This is a genomic window from Pseudomonas sp. CFBP 5748 (genome assembly GCF_053850495.1).
On sequence record NZ_JBSPTN010000010.1, the window covers coordinates 19,766 to 37,629 of the forward strand.

General features: G+C 62.1%; 15 protein-coding genes and 1 pseudogene. 15 read left to right on the forward strand and 1 reads right to left on the reverse strand.

Going from position 1 to position 17,864, the window contains the following annotated elements:
* Positions 1-63 precede the first annotated feature (63 nt).
* Positions 64-606 (forward strand): oligoribonuclease, encoded by a 543-nt coding sequence (orn, locus tag ACWNZ1_RS21665; RefSeq protein WP_024780809.1) that lies wholly within the window; start codon positions 64-66, stop codon positions 604-606.
* 280 nt (positions 607-886) lie between these two features.
* Positions 887-1,498, forward strand: coding sequence for a trimeric intracellular cation channel family protein (locus ACWNZ1_RS21670; RefSeq protein ID WP_046065556.1), 612 nt, complete (start codon positions 887-889; stop codon positions 1,496-1,498).
* Here ACWNZ1_RS21670 and queG read toward each other — a convergent pair.
* Positions 1,480-2,559 (reverse strand): tRNA epoxyqueuosine(34) reductase QueG, encoded by a 1,080-nt coding sequence (gene queG, locus ACWNZ1_RS21675; protein ID WP_135843418.1) that lies wholly within the window; start codon positions 2,557-2,559, stop codon positions 1,480-1,482. The two genes, ACWNZ1_RS21670 and queG, sit on opposite strands and share 19 nt — an antisense overlap.
* Before the next feature lie 63 nt (positions 2,560-2,622).
* Here queG and ACWNZ1_RS21680 point away from each other — a divergent pair, with 63 nt between their 5' ends.
* From ACWNZ1_RS21680 to ACWNZ1_RS21740, 13 genes and pseudogenes are all read left to right on the forward strand, one after another.
* Positions 2,623-4,122, forward strand: coding sequence for an NAD(P)H-hydrate dehydratase (locus tag ACWNZ1_RS21680; RefSeq protein ID WP_456027883.1), 1,500 nt, complete (start codon positions 2,623-2,625; stop codon positions 4,120-4,122).
* Positions 4,110-4,580 carry a tRNA (adenosine(37)-N6)-threonylcarbamoyltransferase complex ATPase subunit type 1 TsaE gene (gene tsaE / locus ACWNZ1_RS21685; RefSeq protein WP_256454152.1) on the forward strand — a complete coding sequence of 157 codons (471 nt, stop codon included), beginning with the start codon at positions 4,110-4,112 and terminating at the stop codon, positions 4,578-4,580. Before ACWNZ1_RS21680 ends, tsaE begins: the two co-directional genes overlap by 13 nt.
* Positions 4,580-6,010: an N-acetylmuramoyl-L-alanine amidase gene (locus ACWNZ1_RS21690; RefSeq protein WP_135843421.1), complete on the forward strand. Its 1,431-nt coding sequence runs from the start codon at positions 4,580-4,582 to the stop codon at positions 6,008-6,010. Before tsaE ends, ACWNZ1_RS21690 begins: the two co-directional genes overlap by 1 nt.
* Positions 6,007-7,920 carry a DNA mismatch repair endonuclease MutL gene (gene mutL / locus ACWNZ1_RS21695; protein WP_135843422.1) on the forward strand — a complete coding sequence of 638 codons (1,914 nt, stop codon included), beginning with the start codon at positions 6,007-6,009 and terminating at the stop codon, positions 7,918-7,920. The genes ACWNZ1_RS21690 and mutL overlap by 4 nt, the downstream gene beginning before the upstream one ends.
* Complete coding sequence (gene miaA, locus ACWNZ1_RS21700) at positions 7,920-8,891, forward strand: tRNA (adenosine(37)-N6)-dimethylallyltransferase MiaA (RefSeq protein ID WP_135843423.1); 972 nt, start codon at positions 7,920-7,922, stop codon at positions 8,889-8,891. Before mutL ends, miaA begins: the two co-directional genes overlap by 1 nt.
* Positions 8,892-8,982: 91 nt before the next feature.
* Complete coding sequence (hfq, locus tag ACWNZ1_RS21705; protein WP_003186419.1) at positions 8,983-9,243, forward strand: RNA chaperone Hfq; 261 nt, start codon at positions 8,983-8,985, stop codon at positions 9,241-9,243.
* A 12-nt stretch (positions 9,244-9,255) separates the two neighbouring features.
* Positions 9,256-10,557 (forward strand): ribosome rescue GTPase HflX, encoded by a 1,302-nt coding sequence (gene hflX / locus ACWNZ1_RS21710; RefSeq protein WP_135843424.1) that lies wholly within the window; start codon positions 9,256-9,258, stop codon positions 10,555-10,557.
* Between the two features lie 85 nt (positions 10,558-10,642).
* On the forward strand, positions 10,643-11,812 hold the full coding sequence (hflK, locus tag ACWNZ1_RS21715) for an FtsH protease activity modulator HflK (RefSeq protein ID WP_092222426.1): 1,170 nt from the start codon (positions 10,643-10,645) through the stop codon (positions 11,810-11,812).
* Positions 11,812-12,681 carry a protease modulator HflC gene (hflC, locus tag ACWNZ1_RS21720; protein ID WP_135843425.1) on the forward strand — a complete coding sequence of 290 codons (870 nt, stop codon included), beginning with the start codon at positions 11,812-11,814 and terminating at the stop codon, positions 12,679-12,681. The genes hflK and hflC overlap by 1 nt, the downstream gene beginning before the upstream one ends.
* Before the next feature lie 324 nt (positions 12,682-13,005).
* Positions 13,006-14,193 carry an ATP phosphoribosyltransferase regulatory subunit gene (locus ACWNZ1_RS21725; RefSeq protein WP_256454153.1) on the forward strand — a complete coding sequence of 396 codons (1,188 nt, stop codon included), beginning with the start codon at positions 13,006-13,008 and terminating at the stop codon, positions 14,191-14,193.
* A gap of 54 nt (positions 14,194-14,247) precedes the next feature.
* The gene (locus ACWNZ1_RS21730) at positions 14,248-15,540 is read left to right on the forward strand and encodes an adenylosuccinate synthase (protein ID WP_072340143.1); all 1,293 of its coding nucleotides are present in this window, start codon (positions 14,248-14,250) and stop codon (positions 15,538-15,540) included.
* A gap of 1,125 nt (positions 15,541-16,665) precedes the next feature.
* Positions 16,666-16,719, forward strand: a pseudogene (locus ACWNZ1_RS21735) (hypothetical protein); the annotation flags it as partial.
* Between the two features lie 201 nt (positions 16,720-16,920).
* Positions 16,921-17,625: a methyl-accepting chemotaxis protein gene (locus tag ACWNZ1_RS21740; RefSeq protein ID WP_406550201.1), complete on the forward strand. Its 705-nt coding sequence runs from the start codon at positions 16,921-16,923 to the stop codon at positions 17,623-17,625.
* Positions 17,626-17,864: the final 239 nt, after the last annotated feature.

A 17,864-nucleotide genomic window follows, 5' to 3' on the forward strand; every position in this document is an offset into this window, starting at 1 on the left:
GAGTTTAGCACGCCCAAAGGCCGGCCTAGGCTAAACTGCGCAGCTACGCCGAGGAGCTCCCCTATGCAAAACCCGCAGAACCTGATCTGGATCGACCTGGAAATGACCGGTCTGAACCCTGATACCGACGTCATCATCGAAATGGCCACCATCGTCACCGACAGTGACCTCAACACGTTGGCCGAAGGCCCGGTGATCGCGATCCACCACAGCGACGAAATCCTGGCTGGCATGGACGAATGGAACACTCGCCAGCATGGCGGCTCGGGCCTGACCCAGCGGGTACGTGAGAGCAAAATCAGCATGGCCGAGGCCGAAGCCCAGACCATCGCCTTCCTGGAACAGTGGGTGCCAAAGGGCAAGTCACCGATCTGCGGCAACAGCATCTGCCAGGATCGTCGTTTCCTGTATACCCACATGAAATCCCTGGAAAGCTACTTCCACTACCGCAACCTGGACGTCTCCACCCTCAAGGAACTGGCCGCCCGCTGGGCTCCAGAAGTGCGTGACAGCTTTCAGAAGGGCGGCAGCCACCTGGCCCTGGACGACATTCGCGAGTCCATTGCCGAGTTGCAGCATTACCGTAAGCACTTCATCAAGTTCTGAGTCGGCTCGCAGGCTACTGCGGCGAGGTGGCAGGCGAGAACGCTTTTGTGGCGAGGGAGCTTGCTCCCGCTGGCCTGCGAAGCAGGCCCTCAAAGTTTTTCAGGTCAAACGCACTGCCCGGTTTGCGACTGCTTCGCCGCCGAGCGGGAGCAGGCTCCCTCGCCACGGGGATCAGTTTGGCCGGGTGGACAGGGTGTTTAGGCTGGAGTCGTTGCCTTGCCCTCTTTTGGTGCCTGCCCGAAATGGCTAGACTGCGCGCCTTCCTGTAAGGACCGCCCCCATGTTGCTGATGCTCTATCTGATCGCCATCACCGCCGAAGCCATGACCGGCGCCTTGTCCGCCGGGCGCCGTGGCATGGACTGGTTCGGCGTGGTGCTGATCGCCTGCGTCACGGCGTTGGGTGGCGGTTCGGTGCGCGACGTACTGCTCGGTCATTACCCGCTCACCTGGGTCAAGCACCCGGAATACCTGGTGCTGACCACCGCGGCGGCGATGCTCACAGTGTTCCTGGCGCGCTGGATGCGTCATCTGCGTTCATTGTTCCTGGTGCTCGACGCCGTGGGCCTGGTGGCGTTCACCCTGATCGGCTGCATGACTGCCCTGGAAATGGGCCACGGCATGCTGGTGGCGTCGGTCAGCGGTGTCATCACCGGTGTGTTCGGTGGCATCCTGCGGGACATTTTCTGCAACGACATCCCGCTGATCTTCCGCCGCGAACTCTACGCCAGCGTCTCGTTTGCCGCGGCCTGGTGCTATTTGCTGTGTGTCTACCTGCAATTGCCGAATGAGCAGGCGATTCTTATCACCTTGTTTGGTGGTTTTTTGCTGCGGCTCCTGGCGATCCGCTTCCACTGGGAAATGCCGAAGTTCGTCTATAACGACGAGGTTTGACGTCCGGTGTGCTGGCGCAACGCCCATTCCACATGCTCACGCACCAGCTCCGACGGATAGTCGCGCCGGGCCTCCAGCGCTTGTAGCACCGGAATCGTTGACGGGGCATTTCCAAGGCCCACCGCCAGGTTGCGCAACCAACGCTCGTAACCGGCGCGGCGCAGAGGTGAGCCTTCAGTGCTGCTGAGGAATTTCTCCTCGTCCCACATGAACAACTCGGCCAGCCCGGCATTGTCCAGGTTGTGGCGAGGCTTGAAGTCGCTTTCCCCGGACGGTCGGGCGAAGCGATTCCATGGGCAGACGATCTGACAGTCATCACACCCGAACACCCGGTTGCCGATCAACGGTCGCAGTTCCTCGGGGATGGCGCTTTTCAGCTCGATGGTCAGGTAGGAAATGCAGCGGCGGGCATCCAGCACGTAGGGGCCGACGAAGGCATTCGTAGGACAGATGTCCAGGCACGCGGTGCATTTGCCGCAATGTTCGCTGGCATGGGGCGGATCCACCGGCAGGGGCAAGTCGACAAACAGCTCGCTCAAGAAGAAGTAGCTGCCGGCCTTGCGGTTCAGCACCAGGGTGTTTTTACCGATCCAGCCCAGGCCGGCCTGTTCGGCGATGGCTTTTTCCAGCACCGGTGCGCTGTCGACGAAGGCGCGATAGCCAAAGGGGCCGATGACCGCCTGAATTTTTTCTGCCAGTTGCTGCACACGTTTACGGATCAATTTGTGGTAATCGCGGCCCAATGCATAACGCGAGACGTAGGCCTTTTCCGGTTGGCCGAGCATCTGCGCCATTTGTGTGTCGCCCGACAGGTAGTCCATGCGCAGGGAAACCACCCGCAATGTGCCCGGCACCAGTTCCTCGGGGTGCGAGCGTTTGCTGCCGTGGGCGCCCATGTAGTCCATCTCGCCGTGATAGCCCGCGTCGAGCCAGCGCTGCAAATGTTGCTCATGCTCGGCAAGGTCCAGGCCGCTGATGCCGACTTGCTGGAAACCCAGCTCGCGGCCCCAGTCCTTGATGGATTGGGCGAGGGCGGGGAGGTCTGTGGGAATGGCAGGCATGAGGCGAGAGAAACCGGAGCTGAGATGCGTATAATTCTGCCAGACATCGGAGCCTGAAGACGCATGCCGCACACTAAAGATGATTTTCCCGACGCGCTGTACAGTGCCGCGCAGGTCCGGGCCCTTGACGCGCAACTGATCGCGGCAGGTACCAGCGGCTTCGAATTGATGCAGCGCGCGGCCCGTGCCACTTGGCGAGCGATTGTCCGGCACTGGCCTGACGCCAGCGAGCTGACCGTGCTGGCCGGGCACGGCAACAACGCTGGCGATGGCTATCTGGTAGCAACTCTGGCTCGGCGCGCCGGCTGGTCGGTGCGGGTGCTGACGGTGGGCGAACCTCGGCGTTTGCAGGGCGATGCCGCCAACGCCCACGCCGAGGCTGTCGCGGTGGGTGTGCCGGTGGAGCCTTGGTCTGACGAGTCCGAATTGCGTGGCGTGCTGCTGGACGCGTTGCTCGGTACCGGGTTGAGTGGCGATGTACGCGAGCCCTATGTGCGAGCTATCGATACGATCAATGTCAGTGGCCTGCCGGTCGCGGCGGTGGATATTCCCTCGGGACTGTGCGCTGACACCGGGAGGGTGCTGGGCACGGCGGTGGCGGCCGATCTTACCGTGACCTTCATTGGCCTGAAGCTGGGGTTGTTCACGGGGGATGCGGCGGATCGGGTTGGCGAACTGGTGTTCAACGATCTGCACGCCGATCCCGATATCGTTGAGTCGGCAGCGGCCAGCGCCCGACTGCTCTCACCGCACAATCTGCCGTGTCTGACGCCTCGCATGCCGACCTCCCACAAAGGCAAGTTCGGACATGTGCTGTTGATTGGCGGCGACCGGGGTTTTGGCGGCGCGATCCAGATGAGTGCCGAAAGCGCCCTGCGATGCGGCGCGGGCATGGTTTCGATGGCGACCCGTAGCGAGCATGTCTCGGCTGCGCTGACGCGTTTGCCCGAGGTCATGGTGCAGGGCACCCATTCGGCCAATCAATTGATGGGCCTGCTCAAGCAGGCCAGTGTACTGGTGGTCGGGCCGGGGCTGGGCCAGGCCGCGTGGGGTCGCAGTCTGCTGTCGGCGGCGGCCAATGCGCTGCTGCCGCAAGTCTGGGATGCCGATGCGCTGAACCTGCTGAGCAGCGGCGTTGTCAGTCTGCCCGAACACTGTGTCATCACCCCGCATCCAGGCGAGGCGGCGCGGCTTCTGGATGTATCCACGGCCCAGGTGCAGGCCGATCGTCCGGCGGCGGCCCGCGCGTTGAGCCAGAAGTACACCGCCACGGTGATTCTCAAGGGCGCCGGAAGCCTCATCGCCAGCCCGGATGGTCGCCTGGCGGTTTGCAGCCAGGGCCATCCGGCCATGGCCACAGCTGGGCTGGGGGATGTGTTGGCCGGCGTGGTCGGTGCCTTGCTCGCCCAGGGCATGGACAGTTTTGAGGCCGCGTGCCTGGCGGTGTGGCTGCACGCCAATGCCGGTGCGCAAACAGGTCGGTCGGGCCGGGGGCTGGCGGCGACCGATCTGATCCCGGTCATTCGTCAGTTGTTGGAGGAGCATTCACCGTGTCTGAAGTAACCCTGTACGTGGCGGACGAACAAGCCATGACGGCATTCGGGGCGCGTATTGCGCGCACCACTGGGGGCCATGGCCTGATTTTTCTCGAAGGCGACCTCGGTGCGGGAAAAACCACGTTGTCCCGTGGCATTATTCGCGGCCTCGGACACGTCGGCGCGGTAAAAAGCCCCACGTTCACCTTGGTCGAGCCCTACGAGATCGGCGACATTCGCGCCTTTCATTTCGACCTGTATCGACTGGTGGATCCTGAAGAGCTGGAATTCCTCGGTATTCGCGATTATTTCGAAGATGATGCCTTGTGCCTGATCGAATGGCCCCAGAAGGGTGCAGGCTTTTTGCCAAAGCCCGACCTGACCATTACCATTGGCGCGCAGAACGGCGGGCGTTCGCTGAAACTGACGCCGCAAGGCTCGCGTGGCGAGTCGTGGTGTGCCGCTTTGGCATTGGAAACTAATTGATGATGGGGTTTGGTATGCGCTTTCGCGCGGTGGTTGCTGTCGTAGGACTGTTGCTTACGGCACTGGCCGTCGATGCTGTGGCCGAGACAAAGGTCAACAGCGTTCGCCTCTGGCGGGCGCCGGACAACACACGGCTGGTCTTCGATCTGACGGGGCCGGTGCAGCACAGCGTATTCACCCTGACCGCCCCGGATCGCCTGGTGATTGACATCAATGGCGCGTCCCTGGGGGCGCCACTGAACGTGGCCACCGCCAATACACCGATTACCGCGATGCGCTCGGCCCAACGGACGCCGACCGACCTGCGAGTGGTCATCGACCTGAAAAAAGCCGTGACCCCGAAAAGCTTCACCCTGGCCCCGAATGCCCAATACGGCAACCGATTGGTGGTGGACCTGTTCGACAACCCGGCCGACGCCGCGCCGCCACCGCCGCCGCCAACCAACGTGGCCACCCTACCGGCGGTGCCGGTGACGCCGACTGAACCGGCGATCAAGTTGCCACCGGCCCCGGCCGGCAAACGCGACATCATCGTGGTGATCGACGCCGGTCACGGTGGCGAAGACCCAGGGGCTTCGGGCTCGCGTGGGCAACGTGAAAAAGACGTGGTGCTGTCCATCGCCCGTGAGCTGCAGCGCCAGGTCAACGGCATGAAAGGCTTCCGTGCCGAGCTGACCCGTACCGGCGACTACTTCATCCCCTTGCGCGGCCGTACCGAAATCGCCCGCAAGAAAGGCGCCGACCTGTTCGTTTCCATCCATGCCGACGCTGCACCTTCGGCGGCGGCATTCGGCGCTTCGGTATTTGCCCTGTCCGACCGTGGTGCCACTTCGGAGACTGCCCGCTGGCTGGCCGACAGCGAAAACCGTTCCGACCTGATCGGTGGTGCGGGCAACGTCAGCCTCGACGACAAGGACCGGATGCTTGCCGGTGTGTTGCTCGATTTGTCGATGACCGCGTCGCTGACCTCCAGCCTGAACGTCGGCCAGAAAGTCTTGAGCAACATCGGTCGCGTCACGCCGCTGCACAAGCAGCGTGTCGAGCAGGCCGGGTTCATGGTGCTGAAGTCGCCGGACATCCCGTCGATCCTGGTGGAAACCGGCTTCATCTCCAACGCCAACGAAGCGTCCAAGCTGTCGTCCGCCAATCACCAGCAGGCCCTGGCCCGCTCCATCAGCAGTGGCGTGCGGCAGTTCTTCCAGCAGAACCCGCCACCGGGCACCTACATTGCCTGGCTGCGCGACTCCGGCAAGATCGCCCAAGGCCCGCGGGACCACCGCGTCAACCCTGGCGAGACCCTGGCGATGATTGCCGTGCGCTACCAGGTGTCGCCCGCGCTCTTGCGCAGCGCCAACAATCTCAAGAGCGACGAGCTCAAGATTGGCCAGACCCTGACCATTCCCGGCAATGAAGTGGCGGCCCAGCAATGAGTGATGAAGTGATCGGCAGCAACGCTCGCATCGAACTGCTCAGCCCCCGGCTGGCGAACCAGATCGCCGCCGGTGAAGTGGTCGAGCGCCCGGCGTCGGTCATCAAGGAACTGCTGGAAAACAGCCTCGATTCCGGGGCCAAGCGTATCGATGTGGATGTCGAGCAAGGTGGCGTGAAGCTGCTGCGCGTGCGTGATGACGGTGGCGGTATTTCTTCCGACGACCTGCCGCTGGCCCTGGCGCGTCACGCCACCAGCAAGATTCGCGATCTGGAAGACCTCGAGCGGGTGATGAGCCTGGGCTTTCGTGGCGAGGCGCTGGCGTCCATCAGTTCGGTGTCGCGCCTGACACTCACCTCCCGCACCCGCGACGCCGAGCAGGCCTGGCAGGTCGAGACCGAAGGCCGGGACATGGCCTCTCGCGTGCAGCCCGCGGCTCATCCGGTGGGCACCTCGGTGGAAGTGCGCGATCTGTTCTTCAACACCCCGGCCCGCCGCAAGTTTCTCAAGGCCGAGAAGACTGAGTTCGATCATCTGCAAGAAGTCATCAAGCGTCTGGCCCTGGCGCGTTTTGACGTGGCGTTCCATTTGCGCCATAACGGCAAGACCATCCTCAGCCTGCACGAGGCCCACGACGATGCGGCCCGTGCCCGGCGTGTGGGCGCGGTGTGCGGTGCCGGTTTTCTGGAGCAGGCATTGCCCATCGAGGTGGAGCGCAATGGCTTGCACTTGTGGGGGTGGGTCGGGTTGCCGACCTTTTCCCGCAGCCAGGCGGACCTGCAATATTTCTATGTGAACGGCCGGGCGGTGCGCGACAAGCTGGTGGCCCATGCGGTGCGCCAGGCTTATCGCGACGTGTTGTTCAACGGTCGGCATCCGACCTTCGTGCTGTTTTTCGAAGTCGACCCGGCGGTGGTGGACGTCAACGTGCACCCGACCAAGCATGAAGTGCGTTTCCGTGACGGGCGCATGGTCCACGACTTCCTTTACGGCACCTTGCACCGCGCCTTGGGCGATGTGCGGCCGGAAGATCAACTGGCGGCCCCGGCTGCGGTCGGCGGCATGGTCCGGCCCACCGGGTTGGACGCAGGCGAGTTCGGCCCCCAGGGCGAAATGCGCCTGGCGGCCAATGCGTTGCTGGAACAGCCCCAACCGCAGCCGAGCTACAACACGGCCGGAACCGGTGCCGGCAGCGGCTATCAGTATCAATACACGCCGCGCCCGCAATCGAACGTGCCGGCGGCCGAGGCCCAGGCGGCCTACCGCGAGTTTTTCAAACCCTTGCCCGAACCCGGCGCGGCGGCATTGCCTGACGGCCAGGGTGACATCCCGCCGCTGGGTTATGCCCTGGCGCAACTCAAAGGCATCTATATCCTTTCGGAAAATGCCCAGGGCCTGGTCCTGGTGGACATGCACGCCGCCCACGAGCGGATCATGTACGAACGGCTGAAAATCGCCATGGCCAGCGAAGGCCTGAGCGGCCAGCCGCTGTTGGTGCCCGAATCCCTGGCGGTCAGCCAGCGCGAAGCCGATTGCGCCGAAGAGCATGTGAGCTGGTTCCAGCGCCTGGGCTTCGAATTGCAGCGCCTGGGTCCGGAAACCCTGGCGATCCGCCAGATCCCGGCGTTGTTGAAACAGGCCGAGGCCAATCGCCTGGTCAGCGACGTACTGGCGGACCTGATGGAATACGGCACCAGCGACCGGATCCAGGCGCACTTGAACGAACTGCTCGGCACCATGGCCTGCCACGGCGCGATCCGCGCCAACCGGCGCCTGGCCCTGCCGGAAATGAACGGCCTGCTGCGGGACATGGAAAACACCGAGCGCAGCGGTCAATGCAACCATGGCCGGCCGACCTGGACCCAACTGGGCCTGGACGATCTGGACAAACTGTTTCTGCGCGGTCGTTGATGAGCCAGTTGCCACCCGCGATTTTCCTGATGGGGCCGACTGCCGCTGGCAAGACCGACCTGGCCATCGAGTTGACCAAAGTCCTGCCGTGCGAGCTGATCAGCGTCGATTCGGCGCTGGTTTACCGGGGCATGGACATCGGCACCGCCAAGCCGTCGAAAGAGCTGCTGGCCGAATTCCCCCACCGCCTGATCGATATCCTCGATCCGGCCGAGGCTTACTCGGCGGCCGATTTCCGTCGTGATGCCCTCCAGGCCATGGCCGACATCACCGCACGGGGCAAGATTCCGCTGCTGGTGGGCGGCACGATGCTGTATTACAAGGCCTTGGTCGATGGGCTGGCGGACATGCCAGCAGCCGATCCCGAAGTGCGCGCGCAGATCGAAGAAGAGGCTGCACGCCTTGGCTGGCAAGCACTGCACGAGCAATTGGCGGCCATCGATCCGGAGTCGGCGGCGCGTATTCACCCCAACGACCCGCAGCGGCTCAGTCGGGCGCTGGAGGTTTATCGGGTCAGTGGCCAGAGCATGACGGCCCTGCGCCAGCGACAATCTGCGCAAAGTACTGAAGCAGCCGCTTCGGGACTGCAACAATTGCCCTATACTGTCGCGAATCTGGCCATCGCTCCGGCGAACCGGCAAGTGCTGCATCGGCGAATTGAACAAAGATTCACATTAATGTTGGAACAGGGATTCATCGACGAGGTCGTAGCCCTGCGTGAGCGAAGTGACCTGCATGCCGGGTTGCCGTCTATACGTGCGGTAGGTTATCGACAAGTCTGGGACTACCTGGACGGCAAGCTGACGTCAGCCGAGATGCAGGAGCGGGGGATCATTGCCACGCGCCAATTGGCGAAACGCCAGTTCACCTGGCTGCGCAGTTGGACTGACTTGCATTGGCTCGACAGTCTCGATTGCGACAATCTGCCACGCGCCTTGAAATACCTCGGGACCATCTCCATATTGAGCTGAGTCCTTGCAATTGCCGTCTATCCTTGGGGGTGTGACGGCCCAAGCCATCTGATTCCGATTTTAATTATTGATCCTTAAAGGAGTGCGGCACATGTCAAAAGGGCATTCGCTACAAGACCCTTACTTGAACACTTTACGTAAAGAGAAAGTTGGGGTGTCCATCTATCTGGTCAACGGGATCAAACTGCAAGGCACGATCGAGTCTTTCGACCAGTTCGTCATCCTGCTGAAAAACACCGTCAGCCAGATGGTCTACAAGCACGCGATCTCGACAGTGGTGCCAGTTCGTCCAATTCGTCTGCCTAGCGCAACCGAATCCGAAGGCGGTGACGCTGAACCGGGTAACGCCTGATAGGAGTCTCCTTTGTTCTTTGAGCGCCACGGTGGTGGTGAGCGGGCCATTCTCGTTCACTTGGATGGACAGGACCCTGAGGCGCGCGAAGATCCGCAGGAGTTTCAGGAATTGGCATTGTCGGCCGGCGCCGAGACCGTCGCGTTTTTCAACGTGCCGCGTCATCGGCCAACCGCCAAATTCCTGATCGGCAGTGGCAAGGTCGAGGAGTTACGCGACCTGGTCAAGGCCGAGCACGTCGATCTGGTGATTTTCAATCACATCCTCACGCCCAGCCAGGAACGTAACCTCGAACGTGTTTTCGAGTGTCGCGTGATCGACCGTACGGGGCTGATTCTCGATATCTTCGCCCAGCGCGCCCGCACCCATGAAGGCAAGCTCCAGGTCGAACTGGCCCAGCTTGAGCATATGAGCACGCGGCTGGTTCGCGGCTGGACTCACCTTGAGCGGCAGAAGGGCGGTATTGGTCTGCGCGGCCCGGGTGAAACCCAGCTGGAAACCGACCGACGCCTGCTGCGGGTTCGCTTGCGCCAGATCAAGGGGCGCCTGGAAAAGGTCCGCAGCCAGCGCGAGCAGTCGCGGCGCGGGCGCAAACGCGCGGACATCCCGACGGTTTCACTGGTGGGCTATACCAACGCCGGCAAATCGACCCTGTTCAATAACGTCACCCAATCCGACGTCTATGCTGCTGACCAGTTGTTCGCCACGCTCGACCCGACCCTGCGCCGGCTCGATCTGGACGACCTTGGGCCGATCGTGCTGGCCGACACCGTAGGTTTCATCCGCCACCTGCCGCATAAGCTGGTCGAGGCTTTCCGGGCTACGCTCGAAGAGTCGAGCAACTCCGACCTGCTGCTGCACGTGATCGATGCCGCCGAGCCGGACCGGATGCTGCAGATCGAGCAAGTGATGGTGGTGCTGGGCGAGATCGGGGCCCAGGACTTGCCGATCCTCGAGGTATACAACAAACTCGATTTGCTCGAAGGCGTGGAGCCGCAGATCCAGCGCGATGCCGATGGCAAGCCGCAACGGGTCTGGTTGTCGGCCCGTGACGGCAGTGGCCTGGACCTGCTCAAGCAGGCCGTGGCGGAGCTGTTGGGCAACGATCTGTTTGTCGGCACGCTGAAGTTACCGCAACGTTTCGCCCGGCTGCGTGCCCAGTTCTTTGAGCTGGGGGCGGTGCAAAAAGAAGAGCATGACGACGAGGGTGTCTGTCTGCTGGCTGTTCGCCTGCCTCGGTCGGAGTTGAACCGACTGGTCAGTCGCGAAGGGTTGCAGCCGATGGAGTTCATCGAGCAACACACTTTGCAATAAAAGCCTGAGAAAGCTGTGTCAGGCATTCTGTAGCATTGGTCGGCGCGCCGTGGGTGCGTCTTTGCTTTATCAGATGGAGAGCGCTATGGCTTGGAATGAGCCGGGTGGCAACTCGAATAATCAGGATCCTTGGGGTGGCAAACGTCGTAACAACGGCGACCGCAAGGGGCCACCAGATCTCGACGAGGCCTTCCGAAAGCTGCAGGAAAGCCTGAACGGTTTGTTCGGTGGTGGTAAGAAACGTGGTGACGATGGCGGCGGTCGTCCGGGCAAGGGCGGCGGTTTCGGCCTGCTCGGCATTGGCCTGGTCGTGCTTGCGGCCGTCTGGCTGTACAGCGCGGTCTATGTCGTGGACGAGCAGGAGCAGGCCGTGGTGCTGCGCTTCGGCAAGTACTACGAGACGGTTGGTCCGGGCCTGAACATCTATTTCCCGCCGATCGACCAGAAGTACATGGAGAACGTCACGCGTGAGCGTGCGTACACCAAGCAGGGCCAGATGCTGACCGAAGACGAGAACATCGTCGAAGTGCCGCTGACCGTGCAATACAAGATCACCAACCTGCAGGACTTCGTACTGAACGTCGACCAGCCGGAAATCAGCCTGCAGCATGCGACCGAAAGTGCCTTGCGCCATGTGGTGGGTTCCACCGCCATGGACCAGGTGCTGACCGAAGGGCGTGAGTTGATGGCCAGCGAAATCAAGGAGCGCCTGCAACGGTTCCTCGATACCTATCGCACCGGTATCACCGTGACTCAGGTCAACGTCCAGAGCGCCGCGGCACCGCGTGAAGTCCAGGAAGCCTTCGACGACGTGATTCGTGCTCGTGAAGACGAACAGCGTTCGCGCAACCAGGCTGAAACCTATGCCAACGGCGTCGTGCCGGAAGCCCGTGGTCAGGCCCAGCGCATCATCGAAGATGCCAACGGTTATCGCGATGAAGTGGTCTCCCGCGCCAAGGGTGAGGCTGATCGCTTCACCAAGCTGGTGGCCGAGTATCGCAAGGCTCCAGAAGTCACCCGTGAGCGTCTGTACCTGGACACCATGCAGGAAGTCTTCAGCAACACCAGCAAGGTCCTCGTGACGGGCAACAAGAACGGCCAGAGCAATCTGCTGTACCTGCCGCTGGACAAGATGGTCGAGAGCGGTCGCAACACCAGCGCACCGTCGACCGGCGCGGCAGCCACCAGCAATGAAAGCAACGCCCGTGCGGCGGATCTGCAGCAACAGCAAGCACGTACCAGGGAGAGTCGCTGATGAGCAATAAATCGCTGATCGCCCTTATTGTCGGTGTCGTCGTGGCGATCGCTGCCTGGAACTGCTTCTACATCGTGGCTCAGACCGAGCGTGCGGTGTTGCTGCAGTTTGGTCGCGTGGTCCAGGCTGATGTCCAGCCAGGCCTGCATGTGAAAGTGCCGTACGTCAACAAGGTGCGCAAGTTCGACGCCCGCCTGATGACGTTGGACGCGCCGACGCAACGCTTCCTGACGCTGGAAAAGAAAGCCGTGATGGTCGACGCCTATGCCAAGTGGCGGGTGAAAGATGCCGAGCGCTTCTACACCGCGACCTCGGGCCTGAAGCAAATCGCCGACGAGCGTTTGTCCCGTCGTCTGGAATCGGGCCTGCGTGACCAGTTCGGTAAGCGCACGCTGCATGAAGTCGTGTCCGGTGAGCGTGATGCGCTCATGGCCGACATCACTCGTTCGCTGAACGCGATGGCGGAAAAAGAGCTGGGTATCGAAGTGGTCGATGTCCGGGTCAAGGCCATCGATTTGCCGAAGGAAGTGAATCGCAGCGTATTCGAGCGTATGAGCACCGAGCGTGAGCGTGAAGCCCGCGAGCACCGCGCCAAGGGTAACGAGCTGGCCGAAGGCATCCGTGCCGACGCCGATCGCCAACGTCGCGTGCTGCTGGCCGAAGCCTACCGTGAATCGGAAGAGGTCCGTGGTGATGGTGATGCCCAGGCCGCTTCGATCTACGCCAAGGCCTATGGTCAGGATCAGGAGTTCTACGGGTTCTACCGTAGCCTGCGCGCCTACCGTGAAAGTTTTGCGAACAAATCCGACGTCATGGTCCTGGACCCAAGCAGCGACTTCTTCCGTTACCTGGAAAAGGCCAAGCCTTGATGCGACGTTGACCTGAGGCACTCCGCCTGGCGGCTAAAGCGTCGGGCGGGGTGATCCTTTGGGAAAACGTGTGTATGATGCGGCAGCCGGGAAATTCCCGGCTTTTTTGCGTCTGCACGTTCGATTGCGTTCTTAGTTGCAGGCGTCGGGTTGAACGACTCGACAGGTTTTTCGAGGAAAGTGCCGGGCGAGGCCGATTGTGGGCCATTCGTCACGTCGCCCTTGCGCGTTTTTTGCCCAAGATGTGCGCATGGCTCAGGCATTTTCTGCTTCACTCAAGGCCAGCCCGAAAGCTGGCCGCCCGGACCATAGGGGAATGGCGTAATGGCAACGGTAGACCGCTGGCTGCTGCCAGATGGCATCGAAGAAGTACTGCCGCCGGAAGCTGCGCGTATCGAAGTTGCGCGTCGGCAGGTGTTGGATCTGTTCCAGAGCTGGGGTTACGAGTTCGTCGTCACCCCGCATATCGAGTACCTGGAATCCCTGCTGACCGGCGCGGGCCAGGACCTGGATCTGCGCACCTTCAAGGTTATCGACCCGCAGTCGGGCCGGCAGATGGGTTTTCGTGCCGACATCACGCCACAAGTGGCGCGCATCGACGCCCACACCCTGCGCCGCGAAGGCCCGAGCCGGCTGTGCTACGCCGGCAGCGTGCTGCATGCCCAGCCACGCGCCTTGTCGTCTTCCCGGAGCCCCATCCAGCTGGGCGCCGAGTTGTATGGCGACGCCAGCCCGAGCAGCGACGTGGAGGTCATCAGCCTGATGTTGGCCATGTTGCAACTGGCCGACGTGCCCGATGTCCACATGGATCTGGGCCATGTCGGCATCTATCGTGGCCTGGCTCGCGCGGCCGGTCTGTCGGGAGAAGTGGAGCAACAGTTGTTCGATGCGTTGCAGCGCAAGGCCATCGACGAAGTCATCAGCTTGACCGAAGGCCTGCCGGCTGATCTGTCGGGCATGCTGCGGGCGTTGGTGGACCTGTGTGGCGGTCGTGAAGTACTGACGGCTGCCCGCGAACGCCTCGCCCATGCACCGGCGCCTGTGTTGGCGGCGCTGGATGATTTGCTGGCGGTTGCCGAGCGTCTGTCGGTGCGTTTCCCCGAGCTGCCGCTGTATTTCGACCTGGGCGAGTTGCGCGGTTATCACTACCACACCGGCGTGGTGTTCGCGGTGTTTGTACCGGGTGTGGGCCAGTCCATCGCCCAGGGCGGTCGTTATGACGATATCGGTGCCGACTTTGGTCGTGCCCGTCCGGCGACTGGCTTCTCCACCGATTTGAAAACCCTGGTGACCCTGGGGCGTGCTGAAGTCGAGCTACCGTCTGGCGGTATCTGGATGCCTGACAGTACGGATGCGGCACTCTGGCAGGCGGTCTGTCAGTTGCGCAGTGAGGGTCAGCGTGTTGTCCAGGCCTTGCCCGGGCAACCTTTGGCCGCCGCCCGTGAAGCGGACTGCGACCGGCAATTGATTCAGCAGAACGGGCTTTGGCAAGTATTGCCGCTGGCTTCTTGAGTTTTCCCGCCGGCTGCGGCCGGCACCAAGTTTGCGCGAATGAGGACAAGTGTTATGGGTAAGAATGTCGTAGTCCTGGGCACCCAGTGGGGTGATGAGGGCAAAGGCAAGATCGTTGATCTGCTGACCGAACATGCTGCCGCCGTAGTGCGCTACCAGGGTGGCCACAACGCAGGTCACACCTTGGTGATCGACGGTGAAAAAACCGTTCTGCACCTGATTCCGTCGGGCGTGCTGCGCGAAGGCGTGCAGTGCCTGATCGGCAACGGTGTGGTGGTCGCTCCCGACGCCTTGCTGCGGGAAATCGTCAAGCTGGAAGAAAAAGGCGTACCGGTGCGCGAGCGTCTGCGTATCAGCCCTTCCTGCCCGCTGATCCTGTCCTATCACGTTGCGCTGGACCAGGCCCGTGAGAAGGCCCGTGGCGAGCTGAAGATCGGCACCACCGGTCGCGGCATCGGCCCGGCCTATGAAGACAAAGTGGCCCGTCGCGGCCTGCGCATCGGTGATCTGTTCCACCGCGAGCGCTTCGCCGCCAAGCTGGGTGAGTTGCTGGATTACCACAACTTTGTCCTGGTCAATTACTACAAAGAGCCGGCCATCGACTTCCAGAAGACCCTGGACGAGTGCATGGAGTACGCCGAGCTGCTCAAGCCGATGATGCTCGACGTCACTGCCGAGCTGCACGAGCTGCGTCGCGCTGGCAAGGACATCATGTTCGAAGGTGCCCAGGGTTCGCTGCTGGACATCGACCACGGTACCTACCCGTACGTCACCAGCTCCAACACCACGGCTGGTGGCATCGCCACGGGGTCGGGTTTTGGCCCGATGTACCTGGATTACATCCTGGGTATCACCAAGGCCTACACCACCCGCGTCGGTTCGGGTCCGTTCCCGACTGAGCTGTTCGATGACGTTGGCGCTTTCCTGGCCAAGCGTGGCCACGAGTTTGGTGCTACCACTGGCCGTGCCCGTCGTTGCGGCTGGTTCGATGCCGTCATCCTGCGTCGCGCCATCGACGTCAACAGCATTTCGGGCCTGTGCCTGACCAAGCTGGACGTGCTGGACGGCCTGGAAACCATCAACATCTGCGTGGGCTACAAGAATCAGGACGGCGCTGTCATCGACGCACCGACCGACGCTGACAGCTACATCGGCCTGGAGCCGGTGTACGAGCAGATGCCAGGCTGGACCGAATCGACCGTGGGTGCCAAGACCCTGGAAGAGCTGCCAGTGGCGGCTCGCAACTACATCAAGCGCGTTGAAGAGTTGGTCGGTGCGCCGATCGACATTATTTCGACGGGGCCAGATCGCAACGAAACCATCGTTCTGCGTCACCCGTTCGCCTGATAAGTCATTGATGTAAAACACAAAGGACCCTCGTTTGGGTCCTTTGTCGTTTTTGCCTGCCAGACGGCACGACCCTTGCTACACACCATGAATAATAAGTACTTCTTTTGAAGTGCCATCAAATTAATGGCGTTAGTAGAGGGATTCCCTGTGTCGGCCGTTCTCTCACTGTTACAAAGCCGTTTGTTGCGGCCTGTGTTCGTTACCCTCGGTATCGCCCTTTTGGTGCAAGTGCTGGTGGCGGTTGCGCTGACCCGAAGCACGGTTACCGCGCTGGAGGCCGATCTAGGCGCCCGGCTGGGGGGCGACAGCCAAAAGTTGTCTGGCGAATTGGAACAGGCCGGGCGTGAAGTCACCTCGAGCCTGGACAGTTTGTCTGCCAGCACTCGTCAGCGCCTCACCGCCGGTTTATCCGCGCGTTTGAAGGACGAGCAGGCGCAGTTGCGGGCGACGCTGGAGAAAACCCTCAAGGATTCCGCCAATGATATGGCGCAACTCCTGGCCTCCGTCGCACCCCGCGCCATGTGGGACAGCGATGTGCCCACCCTCTCCGAGTTCGCTCGCCGGGCCCAGCGCAATCCCAACGTGTTGTTCGTCATCTATGACGACGCTGCTGGTGAGCACCTGACCCGCTATCTGAATCGGGAGAACCCGATCAACAAGGCCTTGCTGGAAAAGGGCAAGGGCGAGCGGGCGTTGGATAAGGTGTTGGATGCGGCGAAGAACGATCCGTCGGTGTATTACCTTGAGGCGTCGATCAATCCCAATGGCGTGGAGATCGGCAAAGTATTGATGGGGGTTTCCACGGCTTCCGTGGAAGCCGACCTGAAGGCGCTGGACCAGCGTTTCCTGGCCTTGATCGCCAGCAGCGACCAGTTGGTCGGCGACAGCCTCAAGGGGGCGGCGGCTGACAGCGCCACCGCCATGCGCGGCCGCCTGCAATCGGCCCAGGCCACCGCCACGCAAATGCAGACCAACACCGCGAGCACCGTGCAGGAAGCGGCAGGCACCTTGCGCTGGCGCATCGGCATGGGCCTGGCGTTGGTGGGCTTCGGCGTGCTGGTGCTGCTGGCTGTGGTGCTGGGGCGTCGGGTGGTCAATCGCTTGAAGCTGCTGATCGCGGCGATGAACGATCTGGCGGCAGGCGAGGGCGATCTGACCAAGCGCGTACAAATCAGCAGCAAGGATGAAATCGGCGACATGGCCTCGGCGGTCAATCGCTTTGTGGATAAGTTGCAACCCATCGTGCGGGAGGCGGGGGATGTGGCCCAGCGCACGGGTGTGGAAATCGGCGCGATGACCCTGCGCAACTCCGGTGCCGATGCGGCTGCCGGGATGCAGCGTGATGAAGTGGCCGAGAGTCTGCGGGCGCTGTCGCAAATGGCTGACGAAGCGCAGTCGGAAAGTCAGGCGATGCAGGCGGCCTTGCAGCAAGTGGTGGAGATCCGCCAGGCCACTGATGAAAACACCCGCACTTCGACCAAGGTCAGCGGTTTGATTGAGGCGCTGGCCGGGCAGGTGGATACCGGGGCGAAGGTCATCGAGCGACTGGCGCAGCAGAGCGAGCAGATCGAAGTGGTACTGACGGTGATTCACGGGATCGCCGAGCAGACCAACCTGTTGGCTTTGAACGCGGCCATCGAAGCGGCGCGCGCCGGAGAAACCGGGCGTGGGTTCGCGGTGGTGGCGGATGAGGTTCGGGCGTTGGCGAGCAAGACCCAAAGTTCCACGGGTGACATCCAGGCGCATATCGTGGCCCTGCAGCAGGGCGCTCGCGAGGCGGTGGCTGCGATTGGCCAGGCCGGGCGCCAGGCCAATGAGGGTCTGTTGGTGCTGCGTGACAGCGCGCGCTTGCAGCAGTCGGTGCAGGCCTCCGTGGAGCAGGTGCATGCGGCCATCGGCCTGGCGACCCAGGCGGCGGCGCATCAGGCCCAGGGCGCGCAAGCAGTGCGCGGACGGGTGGAAACCATTCATGCCCAGGCCGAGAAAGCGGCCCAGGCTGTGGTCGAGACCACTGCCAGCGGCAAGGTGTTGGATAGTTTGGCGGCGCAGTTGAAGGCGAGCCTGGGGCAGTTCAGGGCTTGATCGGGCGGCTGGGCTGGCCTCATCGCGAGCAAGCTCGCTCCCGCAGTTGATTTTCAGTGGATGCAGATTTTGTGTCCGACATGAATCCCTGTGGGAGCGAGCTTGCTCGCGATAGCGATTTCGGTGATTCAGATATTTTCGCGTCCGTTTCCAAGGCCCAGAAACGCAAAAACCCGCTTTCGCGGGTTTTTGTGAAGCTTGCAGATCATTGATCTGCTGCTTGAAATTGGTGCCCAGAA